Source organism: Hydrogenophaga sp. LT287 (assembly GCF_055702805.1).
This window is the reverse complement of sequence record NZ_JBVPZC010000010.1, coordinates 57089-74297: the sequence shown is the minus strand read 5'-3', so window position 1 is coordinate 74297 and position 17209 is coordinate 57089. Positions and strand designations below refer to the sequence as shown.

The 17209-nt window shown below is 66.3% G+C and carries 17 protein-coding genes; 7 read left to right on the top strand and 10 right to left on the bottom strand.

Translation table 11 applies throughout. From position 1 onward, the window contains the following. Nucleotides 1-68: 68 nt before the first annotated feature. Both dinG and AC0GNR_RS10045 read left to right on the top strand, forming a co-directional pair. Complete coding sequence (gene dinG, locus AC0GNR_RS10050) at nt 69-2462, top strand: ATP-dependent DNA helicase DinG (RefSeq protein ID WP_472900819.1); 2394 nt, start codon at nt 69-71, stop codon at nt 2460-2462. A 114-nt stretch (nt 2463-2576) separates the two neighbouring features. Then, on the top strand, nt 2577-3047 hold the full coding sequence (locus tag AC0GNR_RS10045; RefSeq protein ID WP_472900818.1) for a CopD family protein: 471 nt from the start codon (nt 2577-2579) through the stop codon (nt 3045-3047). 213 nt (nt 3048-3260) lie between these two features. Here the strand turns inward: AC0GNR_RS10045 and AC0GNR_RS10040 are convergent, their stop codons facing one another. The 5 genes from AC0GNR_RS10040 to AC0GNR_RS10020 form a co-directional block, all read right to left on the bottom strand. Continuing rightward, nucleotides 3261-4319: a metal-dependent hydrolase gene (locus tag AC0GNR_RS10040; RefSeq protein WP_472900817.1), complete on the bottom strand. Its 1059-nt coding sequence runs from the start codon at nt 4317-4319 to the stop codon at nt 3261-3263. Between the two features lie 151 nt (nt 4320-4470). Continuing rightward, nucleotides 4471-5109, bottom strand: coding sequence for a dioxygenase family protein (locus tag AC0GNR_RS10035; protein WP_472900816.1), 639 nt, complete (start codon nt 5107-5109; stop codon nt 4471-4473). A 40-nt stretch (nt 5110-5149) separates the two neighbouring features. Further along, entirely contained in the window at nt 5150-7849 is a 2700-nt protein-coding gene (locus tag AC0GNR_RS10030) for a bifunctional acetate--CoA ligase family protein/GNAT family N-acetyltransferase (RefSeq protein ID WP_472900815.1), read from the bottom strand. Beyond that, on the bottom strand, nt 7846-8478 hold the full coding sequence (locus AC0GNR_RS10025) for a DUF502 domain-containing protein (RefSeq protein WP_472900814.1): 633 nt from the start codon (nt 8476-8478) through the stop codon (nt 7846-7848). The genes AC0GNR_RS10030 and AC0GNR_RS10025 overlap by 4 nt, the downstream gene beginning before the upstream one ends. 96 nt (nt 8479-8574) lie before the next feature. Next, a complete protein-coding gene (locus tag AC0GNR_RS10020; RefSeq protein ID WP_472900813.1) occupies nt 8575-9222 on the bottom strand; it encodes a hypothetical protein in 648 nt (215 codons plus the stop codon). A 146-nt stretch (nt 9223-9368) separates the two neighbouring features. On the opposite strand from AC0GNR_RS10020, the gene AC0GNR_RS10015 reads away from it, so the two are divergent. After that, the gene (locus AC0GNR_RS10015; protein WP_472900812.1) at nt 9369-9746 is read left to right on the top strand and encodes a hypothetical protein; all 378 of its coding nucleotides are present in this window, start codon (nt 9369-9371) and stop codon (nt 9744-9746) included. Nucleotides 9747-9796: 50 nt separating this feature from the next. Here AC0GNR_RS10015 and rsmI read toward each other — a convergent pair whose 3' ends face one another. Next, the gene (rsmI, locus tag AC0GNR_RS10010) at nt 9797-10732 is read right to left on the bottom strand and encodes a 16S rRNA (cytidine(1402)-2'-O)-methyltransferase (protein WP_472900811.1); all 936 of its coding nucleotides are present in this window, start codon (nt 10730-10732) and stop codon (nt 9797-9799) included. Between rsmI and AC0GNR_RS10005 the strand changes: the two genes are divergently transcribed. The 3 genes from AC0GNR_RS10005 to AC0GNR_RS09995 are packed head-to-tail and all read left to right on the top strand — an operon-like array spanning nt 10732 to nt 12477. Next, nucleotides 10732-11172: a YraN family protein gene (locus AC0GNR_RS10005; protein ID WP_472900810.1), complete on the top strand. Its 441-nt coding sequence runs from the start codon at nt 10732-10734 to the stop codon at nt 11170-11172. The genes rsmI and AC0GNR_RS10005 overlap by 1 nt on opposite strands. A 28-nt stretch (nt 11173-11200) precedes the next feature. Continuing rightward, complete coding sequence (locus tag AC0GNR_RS10000) at nt 11201-11821, top strand: SIS domain-containing protein (protein ID WP_472900809.1); 621 nt, start codon at nt 11201-11203, stop codon at nt 11819-11821. Then, complete coding sequence (locus AC0GNR_RS09995) at nt 11818-12477, top strand: BON domain-containing protein (protein ID WP_472900808.1); 660 nt, start codon at nt 11818-11820, stop codon at nt 12475-12477. The genes AC0GNR_RS10000 and AC0GNR_RS09995 overlap by 4 nt, the downstream gene beginning before the upstream one ends. Nucleotides 12478-12528: 51 nt before the next feature. On the opposite strand, the gene AC0GNR_RS09990 is transcribed toward AC0GNR_RS09995, so the two are convergent. From AC0GNR_RS09990 to AC0GNR_RS09980, 3 genes are all read right to left on the bottom strand, one after another. Beyond that, on the bottom strand, nt 12529-13431 hold the full coding sequence (locus AC0GNR_RS09990) for an NAD(P)-dependent oxidoreductase (protein WP_472900807.1): 903 nt from the start codon (nt 13429-13431) through the stop codon (nt 12529-12531). Nucleotides 13432-13549: 118 nt separating this feature from the next. Beyond that, nucleotides 13550-14686 carry a PilT/PilU family type 4a pilus ATPase gene (locus AC0GNR_RS09985; protein ID WP_472900806.1) on the bottom strand — a complete coding sequence of 379 codons (1137 nt, stop codon included), beginning with the start codon at nt 14684-14686 and terminating at the stop codon, nt 13550-13552. A 173-nt stretch (nt 14687-14859) separates the two neighbouring features. Next, complete coding sequence (locus AC0GNR_RS09980; protein ID WP_472900805.1) at nt 14860-15903, bottom strand: type IV pilus twitching motility protein PilT; 1044 nt, start codon at nt 15901-15903, stop codon at nt 14860-14862. 38 nt (nt 15904-15941) lie between these two features. Here AC0GNR_RS09980 and AC0GNR_RS09975 point away from each other — a divergent pair, with 38 nt between their 5' ends. Continuing rightward, nucleotides 15942-16646 (top strand): YggS family pyridoxal phosphate-dependent enzyme, encoded by a 705-nt coding sequence (locus tag AC0GNR_RS09975; RefSeq protein WP_472900804.1) that lies wholly within the window; start codon nt 15942-15944, stop codon nt 16644-16646. Between the two features lie 35 nt (nt 16647-16681). On the opposite strand, the gene AC0GNR_RS09970 is transcribed toward AC0GNR_RS09975, so the two are convergent. Further along, nucleotides 16682-17155, bottom strand: coding sequence for an Lrp/AsnC ligand binding domain-containing protein (locus AC0GNR_RS09970; RefSeq protein ID WP_472900803.1), 474 nt, complete (start codon nt 17153-17155; stop codon nt 16682-16684). Nucleotides 17156-17209: the final 54 nt, after the last annotated feature.

Here is a 17209-nt window from a genome sequence, read left to right as displayed (position 1 = left end):
TGGGACAATGCGCGCTCGACCCGCCGTCCGGCGTTTCGCCTTTTCGTTCGCCCCGTTGTCAGCCCCGCATGTCTCAAGCCCCTGAATCCACCGCCACCCCCGCTGACTCTGAAACGCCCGAGGCGCTGCCGTCTGGCCCACTGGCGCGTGAGGCGCTGGCGCTGGCCGCGTTTGACCACATGGTGTCGCACGCCAGCGGCTTTCGGGCGCGGCCCGGGCAGCGTGAAATGGCCGCACTCATTGCCCACACGCTCAGCGGCGTGAGCCTGGGCGACGGCTCGGTGAGTGGCGAGGCCGGTTTGCCCGAGCGCGGCATAGCCGTGGTGCAGGCCGGCACGGGTGTGGGCAAGTCGGCGGCGTATGCGTCGACCGTGATCCCGCTGGCGCTGGCGCAGCAAAAGCGCGTGATCATTTCCACCGCCACAGTGGCGCTGCAAGAGCAGCTGATTGCCAAAGACCTGCCGGCGCTGGCGGCGGCGCTGCCCGAGCCGTTCACGTTTTCGCTGGCCAAGGGGCGCGGGCGCTATGTGTGCCGCCTGAAGCTCGACCAGCTGAGCGGCGGCGACGCGGCCAGCGCCGACCTGTTTGAGAGCGACGATGCGCCGGCGGCTGCCGACGAATCGGCCGCGGGCGTGGCGGCGCACACCGTAGCGCAGGCGGCGGCCAGCGCCCGCATGGCCGAGCGCTGGGGCGAGCGCGCCAAGCAATATATGCAGTGGACGCACCAGCTGGACAGCGGCGCCTGGGACGGCGACCGCGACCGCCTGGACGAGCCGCCCGAGGGCGATGTGTGGAGCCCCGTGGCGGCCGAGCGCCACAGCTGCACCGCGCGCCATTGCCCCAGCTACAACAGCTGCAGCTACTACCAGGCGCGGGCCAAGCTGGCGCAGTCGCAGGTGATTGTGGTGAACCACGACCTGCTGCTGGCCACGCTGGGCCTGCACGCGCTGCCCGCGCCAGAAGACTGCTACCTGGTGTTTGACGAGGCGCACCACCTGGGCGCGGTGGCGCAGGGGCAGTTCACCGCCTCGATGGACCTGATGCGCACCCAATGGCTCGACCGCCTGCCGCGCGCGGTGGACGAGGTGGCCGGCGCGCTGCAGCACACGCCCAACGCCGACGTGGCCACGCTGGCGCGCGAGCTGAAAGCCGCGCAAGGCGAGCTGGCGCGCATGGCCATGGCACGCATGGGCGACAACCCCGACTGGCTGGCCCTGACCGGCCGCGCCCCGGCGCGGGCGGCTGGGCGCGGTGGCTTTGCCGGCGGACCCGCCAAGGGTGGTTTTGCCGACGGCGGCGCCCCGGTGGTGGACCGCTTTGAAGGCGGCGCGCTGCCGCCCGATTGGCTGGAAACCGTGGCCCGGCTGCAAGCCAACGCCAGCGCGCTGCTGAAGGTGTTTGAAGCGCTGGCCACCCAGCTCAAGGCCAACGCGCGCGACAACCCGGGCGACGCCGCCCGCTGCGCCAAGCTCTACAGCCGCCTGGGCGTGCTGGCGCCGCGCCTGCAAAGCGCACAAGAAACCGCCACGCTGTGGCTGCAAGAACCCGGGTCTGGCGAACCCGGCCAGCCCCGACAGGCGCCGCTGGCCAAGTGGCTTGAAGCGGGCATCAGCCACGGGCTGGTGACGCTCACCGCGCACGCCTGCCCGCTGCAGCCTGGCAGCCTGCTGCGCAACCAGCTCTGGAGCAAGGTGCGCGGGGCGGTGGTCACGTCGGCGTCGCTCGTGACCTGTGGCGGGTTTGACCATTTTCTGCACGAGTCGGGCCTGGCCTACGACGACGCGGTGGTGGCGCGCGAAGTGCAAAGCCCGTTTGACCACGCCCGCCAGGGCCGCCTGGTGGTGGTGCAAACCCAGGCCGACCCGAAAGACGTGGAGGCCTACACCCGCGAAATGCTCGACGCGCTGATGACCGACCTGGCCGAGGTGCGGCGCGGGGCGCTGGTGCTGTTCACGTCCAAGGCGTTGATGCGGCGCGCGCAAGAGCTGCTGGAACGCGGCCTGCACAGCGACCTGCGCGACAAGGTGCTGGTGCAGGGCGATGCCTCACGCACCCAGCTGCTGCGCAAACACGGCGAGCGCGTGGCGGCGGGCAGCGCATCCATCTTGTTTGGTCTGCAGTCGTTTGGTGAAGGGCTCGATTTGCCCGGCGAGCTGTGCGAATGGGTGTTCATCACCAAGCTGCCGTTTGCCTCGCCCAGCGACCCGGTGGGCCAGGCCCGTGCCGACTGGCTCAAAAGCCAGGGCCGCGACCCGTTCAGCGAACTGGTGGTGCCCGCCACCGGCGCTCGGCTTTTGCAGTGGACGGGTAGGGCCATCCGCGCCGAGACCGACGAAGCGGTGGTCGTTTGCTACGATGCGCGGCTGCTGCGCCAGTCGTATGGGCGGCGCATGCTCAAGGGCCTGCCACCGTACCGGCTGCAGCGCCGCCAGGACGGCGTGCTGACGGACGTGAGCGCCTAAACCACCCTTTGGGACCGCGCCGTTGAACGTTTTGCCAGCGCGTGGGTCCTTCTTGTTCGCCGCACATGCCGTGCGATTTGAAAAACCTGTTTCACCCTCAACGAGAGCCTTCACATGATTTACGCCACCCTCAAGCTGCTTCACGTCCTGGCCATTGTGGTGTGGATCGGTGGCATGGTGTTTGCCCACTTCTTCCTGCGCCCGGCCGCCATGCAGCTTGAAGCGCCGGTGCGCGTGCGCCTGATGCACGCCACGCTGCAGCGCTTTTTTGCCGCCGTGCTGGTGGCCATTGGGGTGGTGCTGGCCAGCGGCTTGTGGATGATCGGGCGCGTGGCCAAAGAGTCGGTGCAAGCCGGCCTGGGCTTCGCCATGCCTTTGAACTGGACCATCATGGCCACGCTCGGCATCATCATGATGCTGATCTTTGGCCACATCCGGTTTGCCCTGTTCAAGCGCCTGACCAAGGCCGTGGCCGCCAGCGACTGGCCTGCCGGCGGCGCCGCACTCTCCAGCATCCGCACGGCGGTCGGCATCAACCTGGCGCTGGGCGTGGTGATCATTGCGGTCACGTTCTGGATGGCTTGAGGCGGTGCGGCAGCGGTTTTGAACCGATGGGCTGTTGAGCTGACGGCCCCCATCCCAGCCTTCCCCCAGAGGGGTAAGGGTCCATGCGCAGAAACCGTCCCTTGACTGCATGAAGGGTGAAGAGCGGTTCGCTCCCTCCCCCTCTGGGGGAGGGTTGGGGTGGGGGCTCTGCGCTTGCGAAGCTTATGAAAACTGCAGCCGCCGCCCCAGCCCCTACAACCGCGGCAGCGCCACGTCGTTGCCCCACATGCGCTGCCACAGCCAGGGCAGGGCGGTGCCCAGGTCGGGGCGCATGCTTTGCTGCACCGGCAGGTGCTGGCCGTTGGCGCGGGCGGGTGCGCTGCCCAGGTCAAAGCGGAAGGTGTAGGCCGGTTCCTGGCCCATGCGCAGGTCGGTCACAAACAGGCGGCCGTCGGTTTCTGACAGGCTGTAGAACCCATGCGTGAACGCCGCCATGCGGGCCACCGACGGTTCGTTGCGGTGTTGCTCTATCAGCGCTGCACCGCGGTCGTGCGCGGTCCAGGTGATGCGCCGGCCGTTGTCGAGCAGCGAATAGTGGCCTTCAAGGTATTGCGTGGGCGTGGTGGCCACCAGGCGCCAGAGCACGGTGTTGAACGGCGACGGCGTGACGAGCAGGCCTTGGGCGCTGATGTTTTGCGTGGCGAGTGAGGCGCGGGCCACCTGGGTGGCGTGTTGCTGGGCGCCGAAGCTCCAGGCCAGGTAGAGCGTGCTCAGGGCCACACCGGCCAGGTTCCAGCGCAGGCCACGCACGCTTTTGAGCCGCAGCGCAGCCACCACGCCCACGATCAGTGGCACGGTGTAGAGCGGGTCGATGATGAAGACGCTGCCGACGCCAAACGGGTAGTCAGAAAACGGCTGCAGTAACTGGGTGCCGTACACCGTCATGGTGTCGAGCAGCGGGTGGGTGAACAGCACCAGCCACAGCGCGAGCCACCAGCGCAAGAACGTTGGCCCTTGCTGTGGGCTGTGTTGCAGGGTGTCGCTTGCCGCTGGCGTGCTGGGGTTTCGGTGGACGCGCGACGCCACCCACGCGAGCACCGGCGATGCCAGGGTGAGCAGCAGCAGCGAATGGCTTTCGGCGCGGTGGCGCGTCATGTTGAGGATGGCGTTGCCGTGGTCGATGAACGCATCGAGATCGGGCAAGGTGCCCGCCACAGCGCCCCACAGGGCGGCTTTCCACACAGCGGTGCGCCGGCCCATCACGGCCACGCTGACGGCCGAGCCGAGGGCGATTTGGGTCAAAGAATCCATGGGGGCGAGCTTAGTGGCTGGTGCAAAGCCTTGGGTGGGAGCGGGAGATGTTCAGGCGCTGAGCCTTCGGCGGCTGAACGCCTGACCGGCGCGACGTGCCCATATCCAGGATGCCGCGGAACCGGCTCCGCAGGCGGCGCGGGGGGAGTCCCTAAGCCTGCACCACGATGGGAAACGTGGCCCGCGCGCCGTCATCGCCGGGCACAAACGGCACCGTCAAGGCGGCGCGGCCTTCGGCATTGAGGCGGCGCCACAGAAAGTCGCGTTCGTTGCCGGGGTCGCCGGCCACATAAAGCTGGGTGGTGAGCAGGTCTTGGCCGTCCAGTTGCACCTTGAAGTGGATGTGCGGCGTGCGCCCGCTGTACGGCGCGGGGCGCAGGGTACGAAAGCGGTAGCGGCCGTCGCGCCCCACGGTGACCTGGCCGAAGCCTTGAAAGGCGGGGTCGGCTTTGCTGCCGTCGCCGGGGTGGTGGTAGTGGCCGGCCTGGTCGCACTGCCAAATTTGCACCACGGCGCCCGACACGGGCACGCCGCGCGTGTCGGTCAGCAGGCCTTCGACCCAGGCGGGCTGGCCTTTGCCGTAGGCGGCGCGGCCGTTGCTCAGCAGGTCAAAGTCGTTGTCGGCGGGCAGGGCCACGGGGTAAAACGGGCCTTCGGTCTGGCTGGGCGTGGGCCGCAAGCTGGGCTGTGCCAGTGCAGGCGTGAGCCAGGCGGGTGCGGCCGTGGCGGCGAGCACGGAAGCGCCACCCACCAGCAGGTGGCGGCGCGAGGGGCTGGGCAATGTCGGCATGGCGGGCTCCTTCAATGGGTTTCACCGCGGCCGTTCAGGTTCAAACAGCGCGGGCTTCCGTGTTGGTTTGCAGTTCCAGCGACACGTAGCGCACCTGGTGGTCGTCCGGGTCGCCAGGGTCGCTGCGTTCTTGGAAGCCCAGGGACTGCGCAAGTTCCAGCATGCCGGTGTTGACGCGCAGCACCGTGCCCACCAGGCGCTGTGTGCCGCGCGCGCGCAGGTGCTCGATCATTTTGCTCATGAGCCGGTGGCCCAGGCCGCTCCCTTTCAGGTCGGAGCGCACGATGACGCCGAACTCGGCCGTTTCGTTGTCCGGGTCCACCGAGGCGCGCACCGCGCCCAGCGTTTCTTCGCTGCCATCGGACAGGGGCCGGGTGGCAATGAAGGCCATTTCGCGGGCGTAGTCAATCTGCGTGAGTCGCGCCAGCTCGCTGTGTTCGATGCTGCGGCGGCTGTAAAACACGCGCAGCCGAATGTCTTCCGGGTCCAGCTGCTCCAGAAAACGGCGGTGCTGGGCTTCGTCTTCCGGGCGAATGGGGCGCAGCGTGATCGCCTCACCCTGCCAGGCCCAGCTTTCCACCAGATGCTGCGGGTAGGGCTGGATGGCGAAGTGGGCCGCACCCGCCGGGCGCGCGGCCGACACCCGCACGCGCGCGTCCAGCGCCACGGCGCCTTCGTGGTTGGCCAGCAGGGGGTTGATGTCGAGTTCGGCCAGCTCGGGCACGTCGGCCAGCAACTGCGACACGGCCACCAGCACCTGGGCGATGCCGTTGGTGTCGGCGGCGGGTTCGTCGCGGTAGCCCTGCAGCAGCTTGGCGATGCGGGTGCGGTTGATTTGCGCCAGCGCCAGCGGGGTGTTCAGCGGGGGCAGGGCGAGTGCGCGGTCGGCCAGCACTTCCACCGCCGTACCGCCGGCGCCAAACAAGATGACGGGGCCAAAAATGGGGTCGACGCTGGCGCCGATGATGAGTTCGTGGGCGTGCTTTTTGCGCACCATGGGCTGCACTGTGAAGCCTTGCACGTCGGCGTCGGGCCGCAGTTCGCGTACCCGGGCCAGCATGCTGGTGCAGACCTCGCGCAGTTCGTTGGCGCTGCCAATGTTCAGGCGCACGCCGCCCACGTCGCTCTTGTGGCTGATGGTGTGCGACAAAATTTTGACCACCACGGGGTAGCCCATGGCGTCGGCGGCGGCCACGGCTTCAGTGGGGTCGGTGCCGACGATTTGGGTGGGTACCACCGGCAGCCCGGCGGCGGCCAGAAAGTCTTTGGCTTCGGGCTCGGTCAGCAGTTCGCGCCCGCTGCTGAGCACGGCGTCCACGATGGCGCGCAGGCGCGGCAAGTCCACCGGCTGGGCGGCGCTGCGTGCCGGTGGGGTTTGCAGCAGCGCTTCTTGGTGCAGGCGGTAGGTGCGCAGAAAAGAAAACGCGCGCACCGCTTCTTCGGGGGTGTTGAAGTCGGGCACGCCGGCCTGGCGAAAGGTGTGGCGGGCCTGAGCCACGGCGGCGTCGCCCAGCCAGCAGCCCAGCACGCGCCGGGGCTGCGCGGTGACTTGCGGCAGCAGTGCCTGCGCAATCTCGGCGCTGGGCACGATGGCGGTGGGCGCGTGGATGAAGAGCACGGCGCTGTCGGTCTCGTGCGAGAGCGCTTCCAGCGCGGCCTGGTAGCGCGCGGCGGGTGCGTCGCCAATGATGTCCACGGGGTTGGCGCGCGACCAGTTGGCGGGCAGCACGGCGTCCAGCCGGGCCAGCATGGCGCTGTCCAGCGGCGCGAGCGGCACGCCTTCGGTGGCCGCGGCGTCGGCCGCCATCACGCCGGCACCGCCGCCGTTGGTGAGCACGATCAGTTGGCCAGAAGGACCGTCGCGAAAGCGCGAGAGGGTTTCAGCGGCCAGAAACAGCTCGTGCAGCGTGTCCACGCGCAGCATGCCGGCGCGGGCAATGGCCGCGTCAAACACCGCGTCAGAACCGGCGAGCGCGCCGGTGTGCGAGGCAGCGGCCTGCTGGCCAGCAGCCGAGCGCCCGGCCTTGACCACGATCACCGGCTTGTTGCGGGCGGCTGCGCGGGCTGCCGACATGAATTTGGGTGCCTCGTCGATGCTTTCGATGTAAAGCAGGATGGAGCGGGTTTTGGGGTCGGTGCCCAAAAAATCGAGCATGTCGCCAAAGTCCACGTCGGCGCGTTCACCCAGCGAGACAAAGTGCGAAAACCCGATGCCGCGCGAGCCCGCCCAGTCGAGCATGGCCGTGACCAGCGCGCCCGACTGCGACACAAAAGCCAGGTCGCCCGGCAGCGCGCCGATGTGGGCAAAGCTGGCGTTCAGGCCCAGGTGGGGCACCAGCATGCCGATGCAGTTGGGGCCGAGAATGCGCAGCGTGTGCACCTTGGCCGCGTCCAGCATGGCCTGCTTTTGCGCTTGGCTGAGCCCGGCGGTGACCACAATGGCCGCCCGCGTGCCACGCGCGCCCAGCGCTGCAATGAGCGGCGCCACGGTGGCCAGTGGGGAGCAAATGACGGCCAGGTCGGGCGCCTCGGGCAGTGCGTCCACGTTGGGGTAGGCGGTGCTGCCGTTCAGGTGGCTGTGCTTGGGGTTGACCGGGTAGAGCCGGCCGCGGTAGCCGCTGGTGCCGTCGCCCAGCAGGTTGCGCCACACCGTGCCACCCACGCTGCCCGGGCGCTCGGAGGCGCCAAACACGGCCACCGAGGCGGGGGCAAACAGGGCGTCGAGGTGGCGGATGCTCATGGTTGGGCGCTTTCCTGGATAGGTGTTTTGTCGGCGATTTTTTCGCTGCGGTTGGACGACATGAAGGCGATCAGCGCCGAGCGCATGGCTTCTTCCACCGTCATGTCAATGGGCGTGGTCCAGCTGCGCGGCACAAACACGGTGTAGCCGCCGATCATGTAGCCCATGGGCAGGTACACCGCCACGTGGTCTTCCAGTTCGTTGAGCCCCCGGGCCAGGCCTTTCATGGACTGGCGCGTGACCAGACCCACGGTGGAGAGTTCACCGCCGGGCATGCGCAGCAGCACCACTTGCTGGGCGTCTTTTTCGTGGGGGGCGAAATAGTCGGCAAAGTTCTTCAGCGACGAATAGATGCTTTTCACCACCGGCAGGTTGGTGAACGGCAGTTCCACCCACGACAGCAGGCGCGACGTGTAGGGCTGCGAGATGAGAAAGCCCAAGCCGATGATGAGTCCGGCGCCCAGCACAATGCCCAGCCCGGGCAGGTAAAAGTCACCAATCACGGGGCGGATCAGGGCCATGGCCACGCCCTCGGTCCAGGTGACAAACAGGAACAGCACGTAGATCGTCAGTGCCAAGGGCAAAAACGTGATCAGGCCGCGGAAGAAGTATTGGTAAATCGGTTTCATGACGGGCAGTAAAAAGCCACACGTCGAATGCGTGCGGCATTTCTCAGCATAGCAGCCGGCACCCGCAACCGCATGACACGCCGCAGCGCGGCGTGTTCAGGGTGTGCCGCGCACCAGGTCGAGGGTGGCGGTCATGCGCCCGGCAAACACCAGGTCGAGCTGCGCGCCGGTGCTGCTGTTGTTCACCGTGACGCCGGGTTGTCCGGCAGGTTGGGTGCCTTTCAGGCGCAGCAGGCCGTCGGGCCACTGAAAGGCCAGGCGGGCCTGCATGGGCAGGTAGCCGTCGAGGTAGCGCCGCATCAGTGGCCCGGCGTGCAGGCGCCAGGTGTGTGCGTCCACCTGCTCCAGGGCTTTGGACGTGAGGTTGATGCAGGCGCTGCCGCCGCGTTTGACCTGGGTCAGTTCCACCATGTGGCCTTGCACCTGCGCACGCTCCACGCCCTCGGTGGACGCAATTTCAATGCGCTGCACCCGCTGGGGGTTGAAGGCGATCACGATCTTGGCGTTGGGGTCCAGCTGGTGGTGGCAGGTGGTCAGTTGCACCACGCCGCTGGACAGGCTGTCGTCGCTGATCTGCACCTGCGAGGCGTAGTGGTAGGCGCCGGGATCGGGGCGTTCGCTCAAAAAGCGCAACTCGCCTTCCAGCGCCACGTCGGACAGTTCCAGCGCCTGGGCCGCCAGGGGCAGGGCCAAGGCCAGCAGCAACAGTGGCCGGTAAAGGCGTTCGGGGTGGGCAAGGGCCATGGCAGATTCCAGAAAATGCTTGCAACCGGGGCGCTTGTCCCCATGTAATACCCGTTTGGGCTTCTGAGCGGTCCATTGTTGGACAAATCGGCTCGCTTTGTGCCGATCCTTGTGGAACTCCACTGGCCCGTCGGGCTCTTTCTACTATGAATGGTTTTTCTGATTTTCTGGGCCGTGTGGTCAGCGGCATCTTCAAACTGGCGTTGGGCCTGGCGCTCGCCGTTTTTGTGCTGAGCCTCTTGCTGGCGGTGCTGGTTGTGGTGCTGGTGGCTTCGCTATGGGCCTTGGTGACCGGGCGCAAGCCAGCGCCCGTGGTCATGTTCAACCACTTTCGGCAAACCTCGCAGCGCTACGCGGGCGGTGTGTGGCCAGGCCGCGCGGGCGCCGGCCACCCCGCTGCGCGTGGGGCCGACCTGGGTGATGTGGTGGACGTGCAGGCCCACGAAGTGCCCGAGGCCGCCGCGCCTGGCACCACTGGCGCACCGCGCTCGGGCAACGACCCCATGGCGCGCATGCTGCCTTGAAACGGCGGTGTGTGCGGTGCTTTGATGCGCCGCACACGACTTGCGGCCCTTCAGTCTTCTTCAGCCTGCCGGCTTTTGCGCTGCGCCAGGGCCGTTTCGTACAAGGTGTTGCGCGGCTGGCCGGTGATCTCGGCACACAGTTTCACGGCGGTTTTCAGCGGCAACTCAGCCAGCAACACGTCCAGCGTGCGCTGGGTGGCAGCGTCCAGCGTGCCCGTGTCGGCCTTGTCGGCCGCTTGCGGGTGCACCAGCAACACAAATTCGCCCCGCGTGCGGTGGGCATTGGCCTGCAGCCAGGCCGGAAACGATGCCGCGCTCAGGTGCGCCACCTCTTCAAACTGCTTGGTCAGTTCGCGCCCCACGGTCAGCATGCGCTCGCCCAGGGCGGCCAGGTCTTTGGCCAGTGCTTCAATGCGGTGGGGTGCTTCCAGCAGCACGCAGGCCCGTGCGTCGCCGCCCATCTGCTGAACTTCCCGCTGCCGCTCGGCCGCCTTGGGCGACAAAAAACCGGCAAAGACAAACCGGCCGTCCCAGCCGCCGGTGCGCGGTGAGCCCGCCACGCTCAGCAGCGCGGTGATGCTGCTCGCGCCCGGAATGGGCACGCAGCGTAGGCCCGCGGCCGTCACGGCCGATACCAGGCGCGCGCCAGGGTCGCTCACGCCAGGGGTGCCAGCGTCGCTCACATAGGCCACGCGCTGGCCTTCTTGCAGGCGCTGCACCACGGTTTGTGCGGCCTCGGCTTCGTTGTGTTCGTGCAGTGCCATCAGCGGCTTGTGCAGCCCGTAGCCTTGCAGCAGGCCAGCGGTGTGGCGCGTGTCTTCGCAGGCCACGGTGTCGGCCAGCGACAGCACCTGCAAGGCGCGCAGCCCAATGTCAGCCAGATTGCCGATGGGGGTGGCGACCATATAGAGCGCGCCCTGCGGATAATGCTGGTGAGCGGCTGCCTCGCGCGCGGCGGCCAACAGGGATGGAGTGCTTGCAGACAATGTGGTTTTCCAGAAAACAGGTGGCACCGGTGCCCGCCCAGCCCACAACCAAGGGCCTGGGCGACGCCGCAGAAGACATGGCACTGGCGCATTTGCAGCGCCACGGTTTGGCGCTGGTGCAGCGCAACTTCAAAACCCCGGGCCGGGGCGGCGGCGAGGTCGATTTGATTATGCGCGAGGCCGATGGCACGCTGGTGTTTGTGGAGGTGCGCCAGCGCGCCAGCGCCCGCCAGGGCGGCGCCGCTGCCAGCATCACCGCCACCAAACAGCGCCGCATTGTGCTGGCGGCGCGGCACTTTTTGCTGCAACTCGGATCAGAACCCCCATGCCGGTTTGATGTGGTGCTGATACAGGGTCGGCTGGCCCAGCCAGCCGAAGCGCCAGAGCCCCTGCACATCGACTGGCTGCGTGCGGCTTTTGATGCATCCGCAAGCTTTTGATACACCCCCTGACCGCTATGATCGCCCCATGCTTTTGCAACGAATACAACAACAATTCATCGACAGCGCCGACCTGAAATACCAGTGCGCGCAGTCGTTGGCCCCGGTGGTCGAAGCCGCCACCACCGCAGTGCTGGTCAGCGTCACGGGCGGCGGCAAGGTGCTGGCTTGTGGCAACGGCCCGTCTGCCGCTGCGGCACAGCACTTTGCCGCCAGCTTCATGGGCCGCTACGACCGCGAGCGCCCCGAGCTGGCCGCGTTTTCGCTCTCGGCCGACGCCGCCGTGCTCACCGGCATTGCCAACGACTTCGATGCCCGTGCCGTGTACGCCCGCCAGGTGCGTGCGCTGGGTCAGGCCGGCGACGTGTTGCTGGTGCTGTCCACCAGCGGCAATTCGGGCAATTTGCTGGCGGCGGTGGAAGCGGCGCACGAACGTGACATGACCGTGGTGGCCCTCACCGGTGGGCGCGGTGGCCGCCTGGCCCAAATGCTCCGCGACACCGATGTGCTGGTGTGTGTGCCTCACGAGGTGCCGGCCCGTATTCTGGAGGTGCACCACATGGTGTTGCACTGTATTTGCGACGGTGTGGACGCCCAGTTGCTGGGCCTGCCCGACGCGGTCAGCAACGAACAGGAGAACCCCGCATGAAGTCTTTGAAGCCAAACCGCTGGCGCCGCGTTGCCACCACCACCCTGAGCGCTGTGTTGCTGGGGGCGGCGGTGTCTGCCTGCGCACCGCTCATCGTGGGTGGCGCCATGACCGGTGCCTTGATGGCAACCGACCGCCGCACCTCAGGCGCCCAGGTGGAAGACCAGGGTATCGAGCTGCGCGCGGGCAACCGCCTGCGTGAACAAATTGGCCAGCGTGGCAACGTGTCCGTGACCAGCTACAACCGCCAGGTGCTGCTCACCGGCGAAGTGGCCAGCGAGCAAGACAAAGCGCTGGCAGAAACCACCGTGGCGGGCGTGGAAAACGTGCGCAGTGTCGTCAATGAGCTGGATGTTCTGGGGGCTTCGTCGCTCACCCAGCGTTCGTCAGACACCTTGATCACGGGCCGCGTCAAAGCCGCCATGATCGACGCGCGCGATTTGCCCGCGTCTGCGGTCAAGGTGCTGACCACCCGCGGCACGGTGTACCTGATGGGGCGCCTGACCCAGCGCGAGGCCGACCGCGCCACCGAAATCACCCGCAACACCCAAGGCGTGCAGCGTGTGGTGCGCGTGCTGGAAATCATCAGCGAAGAAGAGCTGGCGCGTCTGCTGCCCAAGCCAGCTGAAAGCGAAAAAGCAGCGCCCGCCAAGTAAGGACCACCAGCGCCCCCCCTTGGGGGTGAGCCGCCGGCGGCGCGGGGGGCTTTACTTCAGCCGTTTGATCAGGCTGGATGTGTCCAGCCTGTTGCCGCCCATGGCTTGCACGTCGGCATAAAACTGGTCCACCAACGCCGTCACGGGCAAGCGGGCGCCGTTGCGCTTGGCTTCATCCAGCACCAGCCCCAGGTCTTTGCGCATCCAGTCCACCGCAAAACCGAAGTCGAACTGGTCGGCCACCATGGTCTTGCCGCGGTTGTCGAGCTGCCAGCTTTGCGCGGCGCCCTTGCCAATCACGTCCAGCACCTGGTTCATGTCCAGGCCAGCTTTTTGGCCAAACGCAATGGCTTCGGACAGGCCTTGCACCAGTCCCGCAATGCAGATTTGGTTGACCATTTTGGTCAGTTGCCCCGAGCCACTGGCGCCCATGAGGGTGAACGCGCGTGAAAACGCCAGCGCCACTGGCTTGACCGCTTCAAAACCTGTCTCATCGCCGCCGCTCATCACGGTCAGGGCGCCGTTTTGTGCACCGGCTTGGCCACCCGACACGGGCGCGTCGATGAACGAAAGCCCCAGGTTTTTGGCGGCGCCATGCAGTTCACGCGCCACGTCGGCCGAGGCGGTGGTGTGGTCCACCAACACGGCGCCCGGCTGCATCCCGGCGAAAGCGCCATTGGCGCCCAGCACGATGGAGCGCAGGTCGTCGTCGTTGCCCACGCAAGAAAACACGATGTCGGCGCCCGTTGCGGCCTCACGCGGTGAGCTCTTGGCGGCGCCACCGAACTCGGCAACCCAGGCCTGGGCCTTGGCGGGCGAGCGGTTGTAGACCGTGACGGCATGCCCGGCCCGCGCGAGGTGACCGGCCATGGGGTAGCCCATGACGCCGAGCCCCAGAAACGCGACTTTTTTCAGCGGGGCGGATTCGTAGGTTTTGGATGCGATGCTGCTCATCAGAAGGGTCCTGCAAGAGAGAGGGGGAGTTGCTCCAGAACGCGGTGGAACCGGCGTTGCCGGGTCGCTCGCGTTGCCCCCTTGAGGGGGGCGGGCGAAGCCCGGCGGGGGTGTTTCGCTAGACGATCGTGAGGTGCTCGGTGCCAGCGGCGAGGTCTTGCGTCTTCGCACGCTGGCTGTTGAGCTTGATCTGCAGACGCAGGTCGTTGAGCGAATCGGCGTTGCGCAGCGCGTCTTCAAAGGTGATGAGGTTGGCCTCAAACGCATGGAACAGCGCCTGGTCAAAGGTCTGCATGCCCATGTTGTTGCTCTTCTTCATGATCTCCTTGATCTCGGCCACATCGCCTTTGAAGATCAGGTCGGAGATCAGGGGCGAATTCAGCATCACTTCCACGGCAGCGTGGCGGCCCTTGTTGTCCTGGCGTGGCACGAGGCGCTGCGACACCAGGGCGCGCAGGTTGAGCGACAGGTCCATCAACAGTTGCGGTCGGCGGTCTTCCGGGAAGAAGTTGATGATGCGGTCCAGCGCCTGGTTGGCGCTGTTGGCGTGCAGCGTGGCCAGACACAGGTGACCGGTTTCCGAGAATTGGATCGCGTGTTCCATGGTCTCGCGGTCGCGGATCTCACCCATCAGGATCACGTCGGGCGCCTGGCGCAGCGTGTTCTTCAGGGCGGCTTCCCAGCTGTCGGTGTCCAGGCCCACTTCGCGCTGCGTGATCACACAGTTCTTGTGCGGGTGCACAAACTCCACCGGGTCTTCAATCGTGATGATGTGGCCGTGGGTGTTTTCGTTGCGCCAGTCGACCATGGCAGCCAGCGACGTGGATTTGCCCGAGCCGGTGGCGCCCACCAGAATACAAAGCCCGCGCTTGGACAGCACCACGTCCTTCAGCACCTGGGGCAGGCCGAGCTTGTCGATGGTGGGCAGCACCGCAGGAATGGTTCGCAGCACCATGCCGACCTTGCCTTGCTGAATAAAAGCACTCACGCGGAAGCGGCCGATGGCCGGTGGCGAGATGGCGAAGTTGCATTCTTTGGTGCGCTCGAACTCTGCAGCCTGCTTGTCGTTCATGATGGCGCGCGCCAGCGCCAGGGTGTGCGAAGCGTTCAGCGGCTGCGGCGACACCTTCACCACCTTGCCGTCCACCTTGATGGCGGGCGGGAAGTCGGCGGTGATGAACAGGTCGCTGCCGGCCCGGCTCAGCATGAGCTTGAGCAGATCGTTGATGAACTTGGATGCCTGGTCGCGTTCCATGAAGAGCTACCTTGTGAGAAATTCGAGACCCTTGCTCCGGAGAGAGGGAGATGCTGGAAGCAAACACGCCAACCCAGAACGCGGTGGAACCGGCTTTGCCGGGCCACTCGCGTTGCCCCCTTGAGGGGGGATGCGGCCACACGCAGTGGGCAAGCGACGGGGGTGGGGCATGTTCACCCCGGGAAATTTTCAGGTATCTTGGCTTTGCTGCGCGCTTCAGCCGGGCTGATGACGTTGCGCTTGACCAGTTCGGAAAGGTTTTGGTCCAGCGTTTGCATGCCCACGCCGTTGCCGGTCTGGATGGCCGAATACATCTGAGCCACCTTGGCTTCGCGGATCAGGTTGCGAATGGCGCTGGTGCCCAGCATGATTTCGTGCGCCGCCACGCGACCACTACCGTCTTTGACCTTGCACAGCGTCTGCGAGATCACGGCCACCAGTGATTCGGACAACATGGCGCGCACCATGTCTTTTTCTTCCGCCGGGAACACGTCAATGATCCGGTCGATCGTCTTGGCTGCGCTCGACGTGTGCAGCGTGCCAAACACCAGATGGCCGGTTTCGGCCGCCGTCATGGCCAGGCGAATGGTTTCCAGGTCGCGCATTTCACCCACCAGAATCGCGTCGGGGTCTTCGCGCAGCGCCGAGCGCAGGGCGTTGGAAAAGCTCAGCGTGTGCGGGCCCACTTCGCGCTGGTTGACCAGGCATTTTTTGGACTCGTGTACAAATTCCACCGGGTCTTCCACGGTCAGGATGTGCCCGTATTCGGTTTCATTGAGGTGGTTGACCATGCCCGCCAGCGTGGTGGACTTGCCCGAACCGGTGGGGCCGGTGACCAGCACCAGGCCACGCGGACGCAGCGCCAGATCGCCAAAAATCTTGGGCGCGTTGAGCTGCTCCAGCGTCAGGATCTTGCTGGGAATGGTTCGGAACACCGCACCGGCGCCGCGGTTGTGGTTGAAGGCATTGACCCGAAACCGCGCCAGACCTTCGATCTCAAACGAGAAGTCGCATTCCAGAAACTCTTCGTATTGCTTGCGCTGGCTGTCGTTCATGATGTCGTACACCATGCTGTGCACCATCTTGTGGTCCAGCGGCTCGACGTTGATGCGGCGCACGTCACCATGCACCCGTATCATGGGCGGAAGACCGGCCGAGAGGTGAAGATCCGATGCTTTGTTCTTGACGCTGAAGGCGAGCAGTTGCGTGATATCCATCCCGGGGTCCCGTGCTGTATTGGTAAGACGGACTGATTATGACGACGATTGAAGACAATCTCCAACAGGTACACCGCCAGATGGCAGCCGCCTGTGCACAGGCGGGCAGGGACGTGAACGCCGTCACGTTGCTGGCGGTTTCCAAGACGTTTGGCCCCGATGCGGTGGCCCAGGCGCTGGCCGCAGGGCAGCACGCCTTTGGGGAAAACTACATCCAGGAAGGCGTGGAGAAAATCCAGGCGCTGCGTGTTTCGCACCCCGGCGCAGTTTTTCAGTGGCATTGCATCGGGCCGGTTCAAAGCAACAAGACGCGCCTGGTGGCGGCGCATTTTGACTGGGTGCAGTCGGTGGACCGGCTCAAGATTGCCCAGCGGCTGAGCGAGCAGCGCCCGCCAGAGTTGCCGCCGTTGCAGGTGTGTTTGCAGGTGAATGTGGACGGGGGGCCCACCAAATCGGGCGTGTCGCCCGCCGAGCTGCCCGCGCTGGCCGAGGCGGTGGCGCAGTTACCGCACCTGAAGCTGCGTGGCTTGATGTGTATACCCGAGCCAGCCGACGGCTTTGAAGCGCAGCGGGCGGTGTTTTTGCAGGCCAAAGCCCTGTTTGACCACCTGAACGCCCAAGGCCTGGGGCTGGACACCTTGTCCATGGGCATGAGCGACGACCTGGATGCGGCGGTGGCGGCCGGCTCGACGATGGTGCGGGTGGGGCGGGCGATTTTTGGCAGCCGGGCCCCACGCGCCTGACCTGCCGTCCGTTTGCCCGCTTGGACAGCGCCGCCTCAGAGCGGCAGCCGCGTGCTGTTCTTCACCTCTTCCATCACCGCGTAGGTGCGCGTCTCGCGTACGCCGGGCAGTTGCCACAGCACGCTGCCGGCAAAGTCGCGGTAGGCGGCCATGTCGGCCATGCGGGTCTTGAGCAGGTAGTCAAAGCCGCCGGCCACCATGTGGCATTCCATGATGGTGTCGTGCACCTGTACCGCGGCCTTGAACTCGTCAAACACGTTGTGCGTGGTGCGGTCCAGCGACACCTCCACAAACACCATCATGCCGCGGCCGAGCTTGAGCGGGTTGAGCCGGGCCTCGTAGCCCAAGATGTAGCCGTCGCGCTGCAAGCGCTGGGTGCGGGCGAGCACGGCGGTGGGCGAGAGCGCCACCGCTTCGGCCAGCTTCAGGTTGGCGATGCGGCCGTCGGCTTGAAGCACCTTCAAAATGCGCAGGTCGATGCGGTCGAGTTCGTGGCTGGTGTCGGTCATGGTTGGTGAATTATCCGGTTAAAGCAAAAAATACCGATAAAAATTCGGCAGGCT